This is a genomic window from Paenibacillus lacisediminis (genome assembly GCF_046567315.2).
On record NZ_JBKIAX020000006.1, the window covers coordinates 109,432 to 125,029 of the forward strand.

Consider the following 15,598-nt stretch of genomic DNA (forward strand, 5'->3'; position numbering starts at 1 on the left):
TATCAGTTCTGCAGCTGTGCGCTTTGCAGCGGTTCGAAGTTTTTGCGCAGCTCTTCGTTGTGAATGATCTCCTTCCACGGATCGGTTGTGCGGCTGAGCGTCTCCTCAATGCGCGCGGCGAGCGCCTGACGCTCCTCGGCATTTTCCAGCACCACTTTAATCGCGTCCAGCCCGACCCGCTCCACCCACTGAGCGGTTCGTTCGTTCCAGCTCGCCTGCTCGCGGTAGTATTGCAGGAAGGCCGCCGTCCACTCCATCACTTCATCCTCCGTTTTTACCGTGCAGAGCAGCTCCGCCGCCCGCACCTTCACGCCGCCGTTGCCGCCGATATAAAGCTCCCAGCCGCCGTCGATGGCGACGACGCCAAGGTCCTTGATCGTCGCTTCCGCGCAGTTGCGGGGGCACCCGGAAACAGCCAGCTTCACCTTGCCTGGCGTATTCAGGCGTTCGAACGCTTTTTCCAAACGGATCCCCATCGCAATCGAGTCCTGCGTGCCGAAGCGGCAGAAGGTCGAACCGACGCAGGTTTTCACCGTGCGCAACGCCTTTCCGTAGGCATGGCCGGACGCCATATCGAGCTCCTCCCAGATCTTCGGCAGGTCTTCCTTCTTGACGCCGAGGAGATCAAGCCGCTGTCCGCCGGTGAATTTCACCATCGGTACGTTGTATTTCTCCGCCACCGCCGCGATCCGCTTAAGATCAGCCGGGGAAGTCACGCCGCCGTAAATCCGGGGCACGACGGAAAACGTTCCGTCCTTTTGAATATTCGCGTGGTAACGTTCGTTGACAAACCTGGATTCTTTTTCATCGGCGTATTCGGCCGGCCAGAGCATCCCTAAATAGTAATTCAGCGCCGGCCGGCATTTGGAGCAGCCCTCCGGCTCTTTCCATTCCAGCACGTTCATGACCTCTCTGACGCTTTTCAGGCCCATCGTTTTGATGCTTCCGACGATTTCGTCGCGGCTGAGCGAGGTGCAGCCACAGATGCCTTCTTTGGCCGGCTCGCCGATATCGCCTTCGGCGTATAAGTGCAGCAGCCCTTCGACAAGCGGCTTGCAGCCGCCGCAGGAGCCCGACGCCTTGGTGCAGGCTTTGATTTCACCGACACTGGTGCAGCCGTTTTTCACCGCGTCGACGATCGTTCCTTTGGAAACGCCGTTGCAGCCGCAAATGATCTCGTCATCCGCCATCGCGGCCAGCCTGGCGTTCGGGGAGGCCGCGGAGGATTGCCCCGGCGCGTAGCCGAGCAGCAGTTCCTTTTCTTTTCCGGCCACCGACTCCCCGCTTTTGATTTTGGCGAACAACGATGCGCCGTCCGTCGTGTCCCCGAACAGCACCGCGCCGACAAGCCGGTCGTCCTGCAGAACGATTTTGCGGTAGGTGCCTTCCAGTTCGTCCTGGATGCGCAGCGAACGCGTTCCCGGTGCATCGTTAAAATAACCGGCGGAAAAAACGTCCACCCCCGACACCTTCAGCTTGGTCGAGGTGACGGACCCTTCGTAGCCGGCCGTCTCCACGCCGGCCAGACGCTTGGCCAGGACGCTGCCCTGCTCGTACAGCGGGGCCACTAGACCGTAAGCGATGCCGCGGTGCTCGGCGCATTCGCCGACCGCGTACACGCCGGGGGCACTCGTTTCCAAATCATCGTTTACGACAATGCCCCGCTTCACCTCCAGCCCGGCCGACTTGGCCAGCTCCACATTCGGCTTGATCCCGACAGCCATCACGACCAAGTCGGCTTCCAGCCGGCTGCCGTCAGCAAATTCCAGCCCTTCGGCCCGGCGATGGCCGTAAATGCTCGCCGTCTGCTTTTGCAGCAGGAATTTCATCCCCTGCGCCTCCAGCTCGCGCTGCAGCATCCGCGCAGCCGGCTCGTCAAGCTGCCGCTCCATCAAGTAAGGATTGATGTGCACGACAGAGACGTCCATCCCCAGATGCAGCAGCCCGCGCGCCGCTTCCAAACCGAGCAGTCCGCCGCCGATCACCGCCGCTTTTTTAAATTTTCGGGAAGCTTCCATCATCAACTCGCAATCCTTGATATCGCGGAAGCCGATCACGCCTTCCTTTTGCGCGCCCGGGAGCGGAAGCATAAACGGATCGGAACCCGTCGCCAAAATCAGCGCATCATATTCCGCCTGGACGCCGGACGCCGAGATGACCCGTTTGTTCGCCGTATCAAGCTTGGTCACCGCGTCGCCGAGATGCAGCTTGATGTTGTTTTCCGCGTACCATTCAAGGTCGTTAATGATAATTTCCTTCAGATCGGCTCCCCCGGCGAGCACCGAGGACAACATGATCCGATTGTAGTTCGGGTACGGCTCCGCGCCAAACACTGTAATTTCATAAGACTCCGGGGCCAGCTTCAGCACATGCTCGATCGTGCGCATCCCCGCCATCCCGTTGCCCACGAGCACCATTTTTTTCTTGTGGTTCATCTCCATTCTCCCCTTTCGCGAAATCGCCCTAAAAAACAGAAAAAGCCCGCTTCGCCCGCAGAAAAACAAACGCTTTTCGCACGGATTGCGAAGACAGGCTCCATTGCCGCTTCTTTCCGGGTACCCCATTGTACCCAACGTCTTAATATTGAATTGAGCAAAATTTAAAAATGTGATGATTGACATTTACTATATAAAAGCTTTGTGACGATGTCAATAATTATTACATAAAATTTAATAAATTATTTTTTAATGTTAGCTTTTTTAACATTTATATTGATTTTTTGGAGAAAAGACGAGAAAATACATGTATCATTTTCACACCTCGTTTCCATGTCAGTTTTCTTTCCGTCGCTGATGGGCTCCATTCGCCAAGCTCCTTGCTGGCCGCCGGCGCCCTTGTGTCTTCTTAATAAGTGCGTGTTCAAAAGTTCGTCATGGATAGGGGGGAGTGCCACTCGATGCGCTTTTTATTGATCATACGCGATACTTCTGATGTCGATACCGGGCTGAAGGCGCCGGATATGTCTTCACCGCTGACCGATCCCGGGTCAAAGCTGAAAACGAGCGGTTATCTCGTCCTCGCCTCCTGCCAGGAACTGCAAATCCGCAAGCGGATCAAAGAGGTGGACGCCGCCGTTCTCGATATGCCGATCGATGCGGTCCGGCGTTGGGCTGGGCAATTGCTGAAATGGAAGGCCCTGCCGCTCTTGTGGTGGTGCAGTGCGGAAGCCGCCTCCGCTTCCCTGGAGGCTTGCGAAACCGACGTCCCGATCGACGGCGTCCTGACTCCCTCGATGTCCGCACAGGAGCTGCACTGGGCGCTGCAAATCGGCGCCAAGCATTTCTTTGAGCGCCAGACATGGATGGATGAACGTGCGCAACTGGTTTCGCGCCTGGAAGAACGCAAATGGATCGACATGGCCAAAGGCATTTTATGCGACGTGAACAAGGTGTCCGAAGCGGAAGCCTACGATATGCTGCGCAAACGGGCAATGAATGAACGAAAACGGATGGTGGATGTGGCAACCTCGGTGGTCAAAGCGCACCAGCAATTAAAATTTTGAGCCAGTCATATTTGGGCCAGTCATATAAGGGAAAAAAGTGGCGCTAATTCAGTGAGATAACCCATTTTGAGAGAAATAGAGGAATTTTATGTCGCTATTTACTTGGAGCGCAGGAAAGTGACCGCTTTGGGCACCATTGATCGGGAAATAAGACCATAAAGTTCCGCTAATGATGATGAACAGGCTTAGTTCCTGAAAATAAGACCATAAAGTTCCGTTATTTTTAAAGAGACGCCGTCCAGGAGCACAAGCTTCAGTGCTGAAAGCCGGTTTTTGAACTGAATTTAATAGAAAAGGAGGGGCTGCTGATGTTGATGACGGATATTCTGAAAGAAGTGGGCCGGGGAAAAAGAGGCGCCCGAGATTTAACCTATGAGGAGGCGCTGGCCGCTGCGGAGCTGATCGTGAACGGCGAGGCGACTTCGGCGCAAATCGGCGCGTTTTTTATGGCGCAGCGTATCAAGCTGGAAAGCGTGGATGAGCTTAAAGCGTTCGTGACCGTGTTTCGCCGCCATGCGCACAGGTCTGAGGTACCGGGAGGCCTTGACTGCGCCGGCCCTTACGACGGGAGAACCAATTCCTTTATAGCCACTTTCGCTACGTCCTTCCTGCTGGCCGCATGCGACCTGCCGGTGACGCTGCACGGGACCAAATCGCTGCCCCCCAAATGGGGCGTTACGCTCCCGGACCTGCTGGGTGAAATGGGCATTCATGCTGAAAAGATGGAGCCGCCCGCCGCGGCCCAATCAGCCGGTGCGGCCGGTCGAACCGGTGCGGCTGAGGTTGTCAGAGTCCGCCCAGGCGATGCGGCTGAGGTGGCCGGAGTCCGTCCAGCCGGTGCGGTCGAGGCGGCCGGAGTCCACCCAGTTGGAGCAGTCGCGGCGACCGGGGACCGCCCATCCGGCGCGGTCGAGGCGGCCAGGGTCCGGTTCGTTCCGGCGGAAGTCTGGTGCCCGCCGCTGGCCCGTTTGCGGCCGATCCGCGAAGAGCTTGGGCTGCGGTCAATCCTCAATACGATCGAAAAGCTGCTGGATTTCAGCCAATCCCCTTATCTGGTTTATGGTGTATACCACAACACCGTTTTTGACCGGATGGCCCAGCTCGTTCAGGAGCTCGGCTACCGCCGGGCGCTTATCGTCCAGGGGACGCAGGGATCGGAGGACCTGTTTATCGACCGGGCGACCCGGACATACGTTGTGGACCAGGGGACAGCCAAGCTGCACGTGATCGACCCGGAAACGTACGGGCTGGATACACCGCTCCCGGAGATGAACACGCCATGGTCGGCGCAGCAGCAATTGCGCGTCACGGAAGCCGTGCTGCGCGGCGAAGCCCATCCCGCTTTCGTCAACCAAGTGCTGCTGAACGGAGCCGTGCGCCTGGAGTTGGCCGAACGGGTCAGTTCCGTCGAGGAGGGCGTCTACACCTGCAAAGCGCTGCTCGACAGCGGCGCAGCCTGGGAAGCCTACTGCCTCTGGCAGGAGGCTATGCGGCTGACGCAAACGGCCGCCGCCGAACGCGGGCAAATCTCCCGCAAGGCCTGAATCCCCCGGCTTAAGGCTTTTCTTCTATTTCCTCGGGACCGAGCCTCACGGCGCTGGCGCTGTCGACTCCTTCCCCCGGGGAATTACTCGCCTTCCCATCCGCCCCCCTGTTTACCCTAAATAGGGACAGTCGCTCCCACCGGAGCAGCGGGCGTAATTGACCCGCCCCTTATTTTTCGCCAAAATATCAGGCTGTAGCGCGGAAGCAGGTATGTCCATATGTTTCGGATGTGCGAACTATACGGCTTACCCTAACGCTATCCCCGCCACGCGGTCAAACGCTGGTTTCGGGTGGTGCTGCTCATCGAACAGGAACGGCCAGTTCTTCCGCCCCTGGACCGGAAAATCGTCCAGCCACGTATAATCGTCCGCCGCTCCCCAGAAGGTGACTCCGCTGATGACGTCGCGGTATTCCTTAAGCAGCCGGAAAACAGCTTCGTACCGTCCGGCCTGGCGTTCCAGCATTCCCGGTTCGGGCGCGGCCAAATCTGCCCGTCTGTCGTCGAAACGGAAAACGGACATGTCCAGCTCCGTGAGCTGCATTTGCAGCCCGAGGGAAGCGTATTTCTCGATCGCCGCCCGGATCTCGTCCAGGGATGGATCGAACAGGTTCCAGTGCGCCTGCAGCCCGATTCCGTGGATCGGCGCGCCCCGTTCCAGCAGCGCTTTCGCCAACGCATAAATTTTATCGCGCTTTAGCGGATGGGATTCATTATAGTCGTTATAAAACAGCACGGCGCTCGGATCGGCTTCATGGGCAAACTCAAACGCTTTGACGATGAACTCCAAATCCGGCCCAGCGATTTCCGTCCACTTCGAGGCGCGCAACAAGTCTCCGCCCTCGTCGGCAACTGCCTCATTGACCACGTCCCAGGCGTAAATGTCGTGTTTGTACCGGCCCACGACCGTATGAATATGCTCGCGCATCCGCTCCAGAAGCACCGCGTTGCTTACCGGGGCTCCCCCGCGGTCTTGAAACAGCCAGTCACTCGTTTGGTTATGCCAAACGAGCGTGTGCCCGCGCATCGCCATCCCGTGCTCACGGGCGAAGTCTACCAGCCGGTCGGCATCCTCAAATGCATAGGTCCCTTCTTCCGGATGCAGGCTGACGAACTTCATCTCGTTTTCTGCGGTAATGCTGTTAAAGTGACGGGCCAAAAGCGGCTCCTGGGTGCGAATCGTAAGCGGATTAACGGCGGCCCCGATCTTGAAATCGTCCGCAAACAATTCCTTAAGTGCCGGCGTCGGCTCCACATGTTCCCGCATTGTTTCCTTCCCCCTCATTATTTACGTCTTGTTTGCTACTGTAGTGGTACATTCCTTTTCCGCAAATGCCATTCTAACGGTTGCCACAGCCGCTATTTGCTCCAGCAATGCCGATTTCAATTTCTAACGGATGCCATGGCGCTTATTTCGCTAAAATCCGGTCATTGGGGGCCAGATTCAGGCAAATAACGGCGCTCACAACCGTTAGAATTCAGAAAAGGGCTTGTTTCGCAAAATAGCGGCTGCTGCAACCGTTAGATTTCAAAGCGGGCGAGCTCGGCGACCTGCACACGCAACAGTCTGCACACCAACAGCCCATGCAAGCGGCCCATGCAAACGCGCATGCTTCGCCCTTACTCTTTCACGCTTCCCACGTTCAGACCGACGACGAAGTATTTTTGCATAAACGGGTACACCAGCAGGATCGGCACAGAGGCCACGATCGTCACTGCGGCCCGGATCGACAGCGGCGTTACCATGGAGGCCGCCGACTCCTTGGTCATTCCCGCCCCCGCGGCCACGGCCGGATTGCTGTTCGCGTTCATGCTCGAAGACAGCAGCTTCATCAGCTCGTATTGCAGGGTGCTCAGTTCCTGCCGCGAGGAGGTGTACAGAAACGCGTCAAACCAGGAGTTCCAGGCGCCGACGGCGACGAACAGCGCAATCGTGGCCAGCACGGGTTTGCACAGCGGGAAAATGATCCGCCAAAAGATTTTGAACTCCCCGGCCCCGTCGATTCTGGCCGACTCGATCAGACTTTCCGGGATCGTGCCGATGTAGGTGCGAATAACGATCAGGTTAAACGCGCTGATCATCGAAGGAACAACGTACACCCAAAACGTGTTGATCAAGTGCAGATCCTTCATCAGGAAATACCCCGGAATCAAACCGGCGTTAAAGTACATGGTCAGTACGAAAATAGACGTAATCGGCTTGCGGAACACGTATTCCCGGCGGCTTAACGTATAAGCCAGCATCGTCGTCAGGAAAATGTTCAGCAGCGTGGACAGCACCGTACGCGCCACCGAAATCCAAAAAGCGTCGTAAATCGTCCCCGACACAAAGACGGCCTTATAGTTTTGCAGCGTAAATTGCCTTGGCCACAGGTAGATCCCGCCCCGGATCGTATCGTTGCCCGCGTTCAGCGACACGGCGATCGTGTTAAGGAACGGATACAGGGTGACGACAACGAGAAATATCATAAATATCGTATTGATGGTATGAAAAAGAACGGGCTCAATGCGGCCTTTCCCCAGCCGCCGGTTCACGGTCGCAACAGGAACCCGCTGCGGATTTACCGTTTGATTTGCCATGCTATAACAGCCTCTCTTCCCCTAGCCGCTTCGCGGTCCAATTCGCGATGAGCAGCATGATGACGCTCACGGCCGTTTTAAAGATGCCGCCGGCTGTAGCAAGCGAATAGTTGCCTTGGGCAATCCCGTATTTCAGCACAAAGATGTCGATCGTTTCCGCCCAGTCGACGACCAGTCCGTTGCCGAGCAGATACTGGACTTCAAATCCCGCCTCTAAAATATGCCCGATCGACATAATCAACAGGATGACGATCGTCGGTTTAATTCCCGGCAGTGTCACGTGCAGCATTTTCCGGTAACGGCTGGCCCCGTCCATGTCCGCGGCTTCGTATAGTGCCGGATCGATCGAGGCCATGGCCGCCAAGTAAATGATCGTATTCCAGCCGACCTCCTTCCAGACGTGGGACGCCCCGACGACGCCCCAGAAGTATTTCCCTTCGCTGAGCCAGAGAATCGGTTCATCGATCAGATGCAGCTTGATCAGCAGATCGTTGACAATCCCGTCGGAAGCCAAAGAAGTGGCCACGATCCCCGTAACGATAATCCAGGACAAAAAATGCGGAAGATAGGAAATGGTTTGTACGGTTCTTTTCCAGAACACCTTCCTGATTTCATTCAACAGCAGCGCCAAAATGATCGCAGTTGCAAATCCGAGGATCAGGTTGATGATGCTCATGCCCAGCGTGTTGCGCAGCACACGCAAAAAATTGTCGTCCTCGAACAGAAACTTGAAATGCTTGAAGCCAACCCATTTCTGTTCGCTGAAATCCAGCGCCGGCTTGTAATCCTGAAATGCCATCGTCCAGCCCCACACCGGCACGTACGCGAACAAAACAATGTAAGCGAGCAGCGGCACCGACATGTAAATCAGTTGTCTCTGGCTTTTGATCAGGGTCCACGTGATACGCTGCTTGCCCTTTTTCGTTTTCCGGACGGCGCTCCGTTCCGTTAAGGTCTCATTCATAAAGTTGTTCTCCCTGCTTATTTGACGGTCCAGGTGTCGATTCTCCATTGCAGCACTTCATTGATCCGGCCCTCGTAAGCTTTTACGTTCAGCTTGTGGATCTCGGAGGTATACGCCTCCCAGGCCTTGTCGAACTCTCCCGGTTTCGCCAGGATCGCTTGCGGCAAATACTTGGTCGACAGGTCGTTCAGCTTCGTGTTGACGATCTTCGCTTCCGAGCCTTCCACCAGGTCCACCGACCAGGCCGGGTAGTATATCGGGTTTTCCGGCGGATCGCTGAAGAAATCGACGTAACTCTCGTAACCGTAAGCCGCGAGGAATTTTTTATCGTATTCCTTCAGACCGGCCTGGTATTCCTCCGGCTGCGCGGCGGCATCGGTCGCATTGCCGTCGCTGAAGTAACCCTCCATTTTCGGCATGAAGCCATACAATGTGTCCGCTTTGTTGGCCAATTTCCAGGTGGCATCGGTAAATTTATCACGTTGTTCCTGCGTCTTCATAAACCGGCCTTCCTCATTGACGATATAATCCTCACCTTCGATGCCCCAGGCGAGCACTTTTTGCCAATCCTCCTGAATCAAACGGTCGAGCAGCTTGATGATCTTGACCGGATCCTTGGCGTTAACGCTGATGCCGAAGCCGTTGTTCAGGTTCAGCGCCGCACGGTCCCGGTAATGATCCTTGATGCTCGTATCGTAAACGAGCGGGAGCCCAACATAAGTTCTTTCATGCTTGTTCTGGGTGATCAGAGCGTCCTCCGCGTCCTGGAAGTTCCAGTGCTGGTCGAACATTCCGAGCACGGTGCCGCTGGAAATTTTGGCCAAATACTGGTCGAAGTTTTGCGTAAACGTCTCTTTGTCGATCAGCCCGAGCTGATTCACTTCGTTCAGCTTTTGGTAATACCGTTTCGCATAATCCTTGTCGGCAAAAATCTCGGCTTTGCCGTCGTTCACGACGACGCCGCCGTCGTTCGGGTGCCCGATCAGATGCTGCGGCGCGTTAAAGAGCCCCCAGTTTTTCCAGTCGTAATTCAATATTTCAAAGCCGATCGTCGGGCTGCCCTCAATCGTCGGATATTTCTCCTTGTACTTGGCGATCAAATCGAAATACTCGTCCAGCGTCTTCACCTGCGGATAACCGAACTCCTCAAGGACTGCTTTTTGGATCCAGAAAGCCGGGCCGGAGTACCAGGTGCTGCTGACTTCGCCGTTGTAAGCTCCATAGTTCGGCAAAATATAGATATGCCCGTCGTTCGGATCCTTCATCATGTTCCAGTATTTCTCGTAATGCTTCTTCAAATTAGGCGCGTGCTCTTCGATCAGATCTTCCAGCGGAATATAGGCGCCCGCCGCGGTCAGCTTGGTGTTCCCTGTCATGAGGTCCGGGTAATCGGAGCCGGCGATCATCACGCCCAGCTTCTGATTGATATCGCCCGCCAGGAACTCGTATTTAAACGTCGCTCCCAGCTCGTCTTTGATTTTCTTGTAGATCTTGTTGTCCGGCGTCGGTTGTTGTCCCGCTTCGCCAATAAAAGCGGTGATCTCAAACGGCCCCGCCTTGTCTCCGGCATTTCCGGACCCGTTATCAGCGTTGCTGTTTCCGGAGCCTGCGGTCCGGTCGCCCCCACCGCACCCGGACAGGATGACGCTAAGCGACAGCAGCAGCAGAATGCCGAGCCGGAGCATCGACTTTGACTTGCCCCCCATGTAAAGCACCTCCGTAAAGTTTTAGTTGCTTGCTAAGGTTTGGAAGCCCTTACAAGAACTCATCTTTATTGTAAAAGCGCTGCCACGGCCGAACTATATCACAATTAAAGGATTACCCTTCAAAATTTCAGTTCCTGCTTCTGTATTCATTGGGGGACACGCCTAGCCGCTTTTCGAACTGCTTGAGAAACTGCCCGTAGTTGGCATACCCGACCCGTTCCGCCACCTCGCTGTTGTTCAGCTTGTTTTCCCGCAGCAGCCGCGCCGCCTCTTCGATGCGGAGATTATGAATCATCCCGTTGAAATGAACCCCGTTTTTCTTCATCAGCAATTGACCGAGGTACACCGGGTGAAGGTAAAAAACTTCGGCCAGCTTTTTGATCGTCAGCCCTTCCCGGTAATGCTCGCCGATGTAGTGGTTGATGTCCTGCACAATGCCTTGGGAGCTCCGGGAGATCTCCTCAAGCAGCCAATCGATGCTTTCCGCGCCAAAAGATACCAACGCCGCCAGGAGCTCCTCCACCGTCATCGCCTCCTGAGCCCGGGGCGGCCCGCAGCGGTCGATAAGGGGATTGGCCTTGTCTCCCAAGGCTTCCCGCAGCTGATCGGCAATATTGTAAAAAAGATGGATCACCAGCTTCATCACAATTTCCGGGTCGGTGTACCGCTCGCGAAAGCGGACGGCCGCCTCTTGCGCGGCTTTCCGCAAACCGGCTTGATCGAGCAGTTGGACGGCTTCCAGAACGCGGTCGATCCAATCCGCCTGATCGTAGCGGGAGTCGAACGGACGAAGGCGTACCTGCCAGTACCGGGCGATCGCGGGGTATGCCTGGGCGTAAAAGTTATGCGGCATCGCCTCACAGGCGCTGCGGAAACAGGCATGGAGCCCGCCAAGGGACGGCGCGCCGGCTCCCAGCGCGAGGAGCGCGGACTGCCCGGCGTACCGCCGCGCCAGCTCTCTTATCCGGGCGAACCCGTCTTCCCCGTCCAGGCCTGGAGTATACCCGAATACCAGACCAAACTCGCTCTCCTCCAGATCGACCAAAACCATCGCTTCCTCCCCGGCGGCCAGCGAAGCCGCGATTTCCCGCAGCTCCGCGCGCCTGCCTGGCACGGTACGGATCAGGCAGATATTCCAGGCCTCCCGCAGGGAGGAGAGAGCTTCAAGCCCCCCGGAGGAGGAAAGCTCTTCAAACCCTTCGCCTTCGGGCTCAAGCTTGAGCGGAACCCCGGGCGGTTCGGTCAGCAGCTCTTTGATCCGGGATACCATCTCCTCCAAGGACGCGATCCGGCTGATACGCTGCAGCTCACGTTCCTGCAGAAGCTCCCCGTAAATCACCGCCAGTTCCTTGGCGGCCGCTGCTTCATCAATCGGTTTCAGAAAATAATGGGTAACCCCAAACCGCAGCGCCTTTTGCGCATATTGAAAGTCGCTGTACCCGCTGACGATGGCGAACCGCACCGGGCGGGAGCTTCCCCGCTGCCACGCCTCGATCATACCGAGCCCGTCGAGCACCGGCATCCGCACGTCCGTCACGACGAGATCCGGCTGCAGCTTTTCGATCATTTCGAGCCCCTCCGCGCCATTACCGCACGTTCCGCACACAGTGAAGCCGAGCCCGCGCCAGTCGATCCACAGCTGCATCCCTTCGATCGCGCCCGGCTCGTCGTCGATCAACAGCACTTTAAAAACCATATTCACGCCTCCCTGTCCAAGTCGTCTTGACGCTCCAGAAGTTTGATCGGGACTTCGAAGGACACCTCCGTTCCCTGATGGGGTTTGCTGCTAATGTCAAAGCGAACCTGATCGCGATAATAAAGCTCGAACCTGCGGTAAACATTGCGGATGCCGATGCTGCTCCCGGAGGCGTTTTCGCTGCGTACAGCCACCAGCATTGCCCTCAGCTGCTCCGGCTCGATTCCCCTGCCGTTGTCGGAAATGACGATGCACAGCCGGCCGTCGGCCACGTACGCTTTGATCCCGATCAGCCCGAGCCCTTGCACGGCTTGAATCCCGTGTTTGCAGGCGTTCTCGACCAGCGGTTGGATGCTCATTTTCGGAATCCTGTAGTGCAGCGCCTCCTCCGCAAGTTCGAACCGGTATTCGAATTTGTCCCGGAAGCGGAATTTCTCGATTTTCAGATACATGTCGATAAACATCATTTCCTCCTGCAGCGTCACCAGGTCTTCCTTCCAGCTTAGCAGCCGCCGCAGCAGCTTGGACAAGCTTTTGATGATGTCGGTCACGTCGGAATAATTGTTTTTCGTGCAGACGACCAGGAGCGCATTAAGCGTGTTGAACAGAAAATGCGGGTTCATTTGGCTTTGCAAAAAATTCAGCTCCGCGCGCACCCGTTCCATCTCCAGGCTTTTCTTCTGGATTTCCAGCTTGTATACGTCGTTGATCAGCGTATTGATCCGCGCCGTCATGCGGTTGAAATGGCGGATCAGCCCGCCGATTTCGTCGCGCCCCTCATCGATCCGGATGAGGTCGAACTTCTCGTTGGTCACCTTCTGCATATGCCGGGCCAGCCGCTTAACCCGGTAATGATAGGAGCGGAGCATGACGTAAATAAACACCGCCGTAAAAAAGGCCGCCGCAACCGCCAATATCCCGACAAAAATCCGCATGTCGAGCATTGCGTTTGTGACCCTTACACCCTGCGGAATGCCGACCAGCCGCCAACCTTTGACATACCGCGCGCTTCCAATGGCCACGGTTTTGACGCCTTTTTCCCGCATCTCCTCCGTCCATGCAAACTTGGTGTAACCGTTCGCGCCCCCGCTTTGGTAGCCGCTGGCTGCAGACATGATGACTTCATCCTCCCCGTTGACCAGATACAAGTCCAGATAATCCTGCTCCCGCATGATGACGTCATAAATTTTGCTTAGGTCGATATCGATCCGCAGCAGTTTATCGTACCGGTCGTAGGAATCGTAGGAATCCATGCGTTCGATGACGCTCAAATACGGCTCTGTGTTCGACCAGTTGCTGGCCTGGGCCGCGCGGTACGCCGCGACGAAGACCTTATCGCCGGAGGCCTGCCAAAGACGATGCCAGTCGCTGTTTTTCACCTGCTCGTCGATGATATGGTAATTGCCGCCGGGAACGATGGTCGGATTGGCGGTATAAATCCCGATTCGCAAAATCTGGTTGTTGACCGGAATGTAGCTGGTCACCCGGTTGCGCAACTGCTCGTCGAACGTAGCGTAGAAATCAAGCTGGCCGGAGTATTCCCGGTCGAGCATTTCGTACAGCGCTTTGTCCGTATTCAGCGCATGGCTGACGGCGACGCCTCCGTCGATAAAATCGTGGATGTCTTTTCGAGCCCGCTCCATTGAGATTTCCAGGTTCTGCTCCTCCCGCTCCATGATGAAATCGGACATCCGGGTCATAAACAGCAAAATGATCACCAAAATCGGCAGCAGCACACCAACCAGATAAATCAGCAAAAACTTGTAGTTGAGTGGAATATCGTTCACTTTTCCCCGAAATTTCAATCTTGCCATGTGCACCGTCCCCTAATTAGTCCGCCCGCTTGCGGTCGGGCTCCTGCTTGTAAACCGAAGGCAGCACCCCGGTCGCCTGCTTGAACTTGCTGAGAAAATAGTCCGTATTCGGATATCCGACCCGCAGGGCAATCTCGGAAATTTTCATTGGAGTGCGCTTCAGCAGCCGTTTGGCCTCTTCAATCCGCTTCATGTTCAAATATTCGTTAAACGGTTTGCCCGTCTCCTTTTTGAACAATTGCCCCAAATAGGCCGGGTTCATGTGGAACTTTTGCGCTAAAGTCTGCAGCTGCAGCTTGCTGTTGTACGCTCCATCCACGTACCGGATCACCTGAAAAATCGTATTGCTTTCGCTCTGGCGCTTGAGCTCGCCGATCCGAACCGCCGCTTCCAGACACAGCCGATGTACATACCGCTTCAAAGCTGCGTAATCGGCCAAGCCACCAAGGCTCCCGCACTCCGTCTGCATGCGCTTCATGAAACCATCGGGGTCGCCGTGGAATCCGGCCATTTGCCGGCAAAGGGTCAGTTCCAGATTCGCGGCGTCCGCTTGCACCGCTGCGATGTCCGCCTGACCGCAGATTAGCGCCGCGAACACTTCCTCGATCGCGGAACCGATCATCTCCGGCTCGCCGGCTTCCACCAGCCCGGGCAGATGGCGGAGCCGGCCCTTGTAGGTGGCATTCTGCCGAGTCGCGGCAGCAGCAGGGCCGCCATGCAAAAACAGCCCCGTTTTCCCCTGGCTGCGTTTTGCTCTGTTCAGATCGAGCGCCTGCAAATACAGCTCCCGAATTGAACCGATCCCATTCCCGATGCCGCTCACCGTCACGAGGGCCCGTTCCTTCCACTCCACAAGCTCACGGTTGACGGCCAGCCCGATTTCCTCCAGACGGGAATCCGCCATGTCCTCCGCGCGCAGGATCACGCCCGTCCGTCCAGCCCGGTCCCGAAAAAAACGGCAGGTGTCCCGCGCGAAAAAGGCGCCGACCCGCTGGCTTAAGCCATGCGCATCGGCCCCGGCATCGATTAGCACGCAGCGCAGCTCCGGCTCGCCCGGTAGGCCAAGCGACTTTGCGGCCTCGCTTTGCAGCGCCTCGCCGCCTTCCCCTTGAATCAAACGGTTGAACAGATTGTTCACGAACAGAGACCGCTTCCGGGGCAAGCTGCGCTCCACGGCAAGCTCATCCGTAATTTTTTGCCCGAGCTTGGCCAGAAGGGCTTCGATTTCTTCCTCGTCGATCGGTTTAAGCAAATAGTCCACAGCGCGTTGGCGCATGGCCGTAAGCGCGTAATTAAAATCGTCGTAGCCGCTTAAAATGACGAATTGGGGCGGCCTGTTCAGCGCCTGCTGGCTCCGTTCGATCAATTCGAGCCCGGTGATCGCCGGCATGTGGATGTCCGTGAAAACCAGTTCCGGCCGGAGCTCCTCGATCATCGCCAGCGCCCCCGGGCCGTCCAGGGCTTCCCCGCAAACCCGGAAACCGTGTTTTTCCCAGTTCACCATTGTGCGCAGCCCCTCCAGCACCCATGGCTCATCATCCACAAGAAGTACCTGCAGCATCTCGCATCGCTCCTTCTTCTTTTCGGACGTTTCTTGTTTCTTATGTCAATGCTGATCAGACTAGCTTGTAAGCGTGTTCATGAAATAATTTAGCATAACTCCCGGAAGGTGGAAACCAAAAAATCCCACAGCGGCCGCCAGCCTTCCGGTTATAAGCTTGCATTTTTTTATATTTCATGTCACAAATCGTTAAGAAACGGCAGTCGTATAAGCGAAGTTAAAACACTGGGAG

General features: G+C 56.3%; 10 protein-coding genes. 2 read left to right on the forward strand and 8 right to left on the reverse strand.

Translation table 11 applies throughout. From position 1 onward, the window contains the following. Positions 1-2: 2 nt before the first annotated feature. Entirely contained in the window at positions 3-2,435 is a 2,433-nt protein-coding gene (nirB, locus tag ACLD72_RS13550; protein ID WP_410995594.1) for a nitrite reductase large subunit NirB, read from the reverse strand. A 461-nt stretch (positions 2,436-2,896) separates the two neighbouring features. On the opposite strand from nirB, the gene ACLD72_RS13555 reads away from it, so the two are divergent. Together ACLD72_RS13555 and ACLD72_RS13560 are read left to right on the forward strand one after the other, a co-directional pair. Then, positions 2,897-3,502: an ANTAR domain-containing response regulator gene (locus ACLD72_RS13555; protein ID WP_410995593.1), complete on the forward strand. Its 606-nt coding sequence runs from the start codon at positions 2,897-2,899 to the stop codon at positions 3,500-3,502. A 308-nt stretch (positions 3,503-3,810) separates the two neighbouring features. Then, positions 3,811-5,046 (forward strand): anthranilate phosphoribosyltransferase, encoded by a 1,236-nt coding sequence (locus tag ACLD72_RS13560; protein ID WP_410995592.1) that lies wholly within the window; start codon positions 3,811-3,813, stop codon positions 5,044-5,046. A gap of 246 nt (positions 5,047-5,292) precedes the next feature. Here ACLD72_RS13560 and ACLD72_RS13565 read toward each other — a convergent pair whose 3' ends face one another. The 7 genes from ACLD72_RS13565 to ACLD72_RS13595 all read right to left on the reverse strand — a co-directional run bounded on the left by ACLD72_RS13565 (position 5,293) and on the right by ACLD72_RS13595 (position 15,366). Further along, a complete protein-coding gene (locus ACLD72_RS13565) occupies positions 5,293-6,312 on the reverse strand; it encodes an endo-1,4-beta-xylanase (protein ID WP_410995591.1) in 1,020 nt (339 codons plus the stop codon). Between the two features lie 353 nt (positions 6,313-6,665). After that, the gene (locus ACLD72_RS13570) at positions 6,666-7,625 is read right to left on the reverse strand and encodes a carbohydrate ABC transporter permease (protein ID WP_410995590.1); all 960 of its coding nucleotides are present in this window, start codon (positions 7,623-7,625) and stop codon (positions 6,666-6,668) included. A gap of 1 nt (position 7,626) precedes the next feature. Further along, positions 7,627-8,589, reverse strand: a complete 963-nt coding sequence (locus ACLD72_RS13575; RefSeq protein ID WP_410995589.1) for an ABC transporter permease — start codon at positions 8,587-8,589, stop codon at positions 7,627-7,629. A gap of 17 nt (positions 8,590-8,606) precedes the next feature. Continuing rightward, the gene (locus ACLD72_RS13580) at positions 8,607-10,295 is read right to left on the reverse strand and encodes an extracellular solute-binding protein (RefSeq protein WP_410995588.1); all 1,689 of its coding nucleotides are present in this window, start codon (positions 10,293-10,295) and stop codon (positions 8,607-8,609) included. A 127-nt stretch (positions 10,296-10,422) separates the two neighbouring features. After that, positions 10,423-11,991, reverse strand: a complete 1,569-nt coding sequence (locus tag ACLD72_RS13585; RefSeq protein WP_410995587.1) for a response regulator — start codon at positions 11,989-11,991, stop codon at positions 10,423-10,425. 2 nt (positions 11,992-11,993) lie between these two features. Next, entirely contained in the window at positions 11,994-13,805 is a 1,812-nt protein-coding gene (locus ACLD72_RS13590; RefSeq protein WP_410995586.1) for a sensor histidine kinase, read from the reverse strand. A 16-nt stretch (positions 13,806-13,821) separates the two neighbouring features. Further along, positions 13,822-15,366 (reverse strand): response regulator, encoded by a 1,545-nt coding sequence (locus ACLD72_RS13595; RefSeq protein ID WP_410995585.1) that lies wholly within the window; start codon positions 15,364-15,366, stop codon positions 13,822-13,824. Positions 15,367-15,598: the final 232 nt, after the last annotated feature.

Bases quoted from the DNA above. Each gene is read 5' to 3' on its own strand.
- ACLD72_RS13575 (WP_410995589.1), bottom strand. From the start codon at position 8,589: ATGAATGAGACCTTAACGGAACGGAGCGCCGTCCGGAAAACGAAAAAG.
- ACLD72_RS13595 (WP_410995585.1), bottom strand. From the start codon at position 15,366: ATGCTGCAGGTACTTCTTGTGGATGATGAGCCATGGGTGCTGGAGGGG.
- ACLD72_RS13555 (WP_410995593.1), top strand. From the start codon at position 2,897: ATGCGCTTTTTATTGATCATACGCGATACTTCTGATGTCGATACCGGG.
- ACLD72_RS13590 (WP_410995586.1), bottom strand. From the start codon at position 13,805: ATGGCAAGATTGAAATTTCGGGGAAAAGTGAACGATATTCCACTCAAC.
- nirB (WP_410995594.1), bottom strand. From the start codon at position 2,435: ATGAACCACAAGAAAAAAATGGTGCTCGTGGGCAACGGGATGGCGGGG.
- ACLD72_RS13585 (WP_410995587.1), bottom strand. From the start codon at position 11,991: ATGGTTTTTAAAGTGCTGTTGATCGACGACGAGCCGGGCGCGATCGAA.
- ACLD72_RS13560 (WP_410995592.1), top strand. From the start codon at position 3,811: ATGTTGATGACGGATATTCTGAAAGAAGTGGGCCGGGGAAAAAGAGGC.
- ACLD72_RS13565 (WP_410995591.1), bottom strand. From the start codon at position 6,312: ATGCGGGAACATGTGGAGCCGACGCCGGCACTTAAGGAATTGTTTGCG.
- ACLD72_RS13570 (WP_410995590.1), bottom strand. From the start codon at position 7,625: ATGGCAAATCAAACGGTAAATCCGCAGCGGGTTCCTGTTGCGACCGTG.
- ACLD72_RS13580 (WP_410995588.1), bottom strand. From the start codon at position 10,295: ATGGGGGGCAAGTCAAAGTCGATGCTCCGGCTCGGCATTCTGCTGCTG.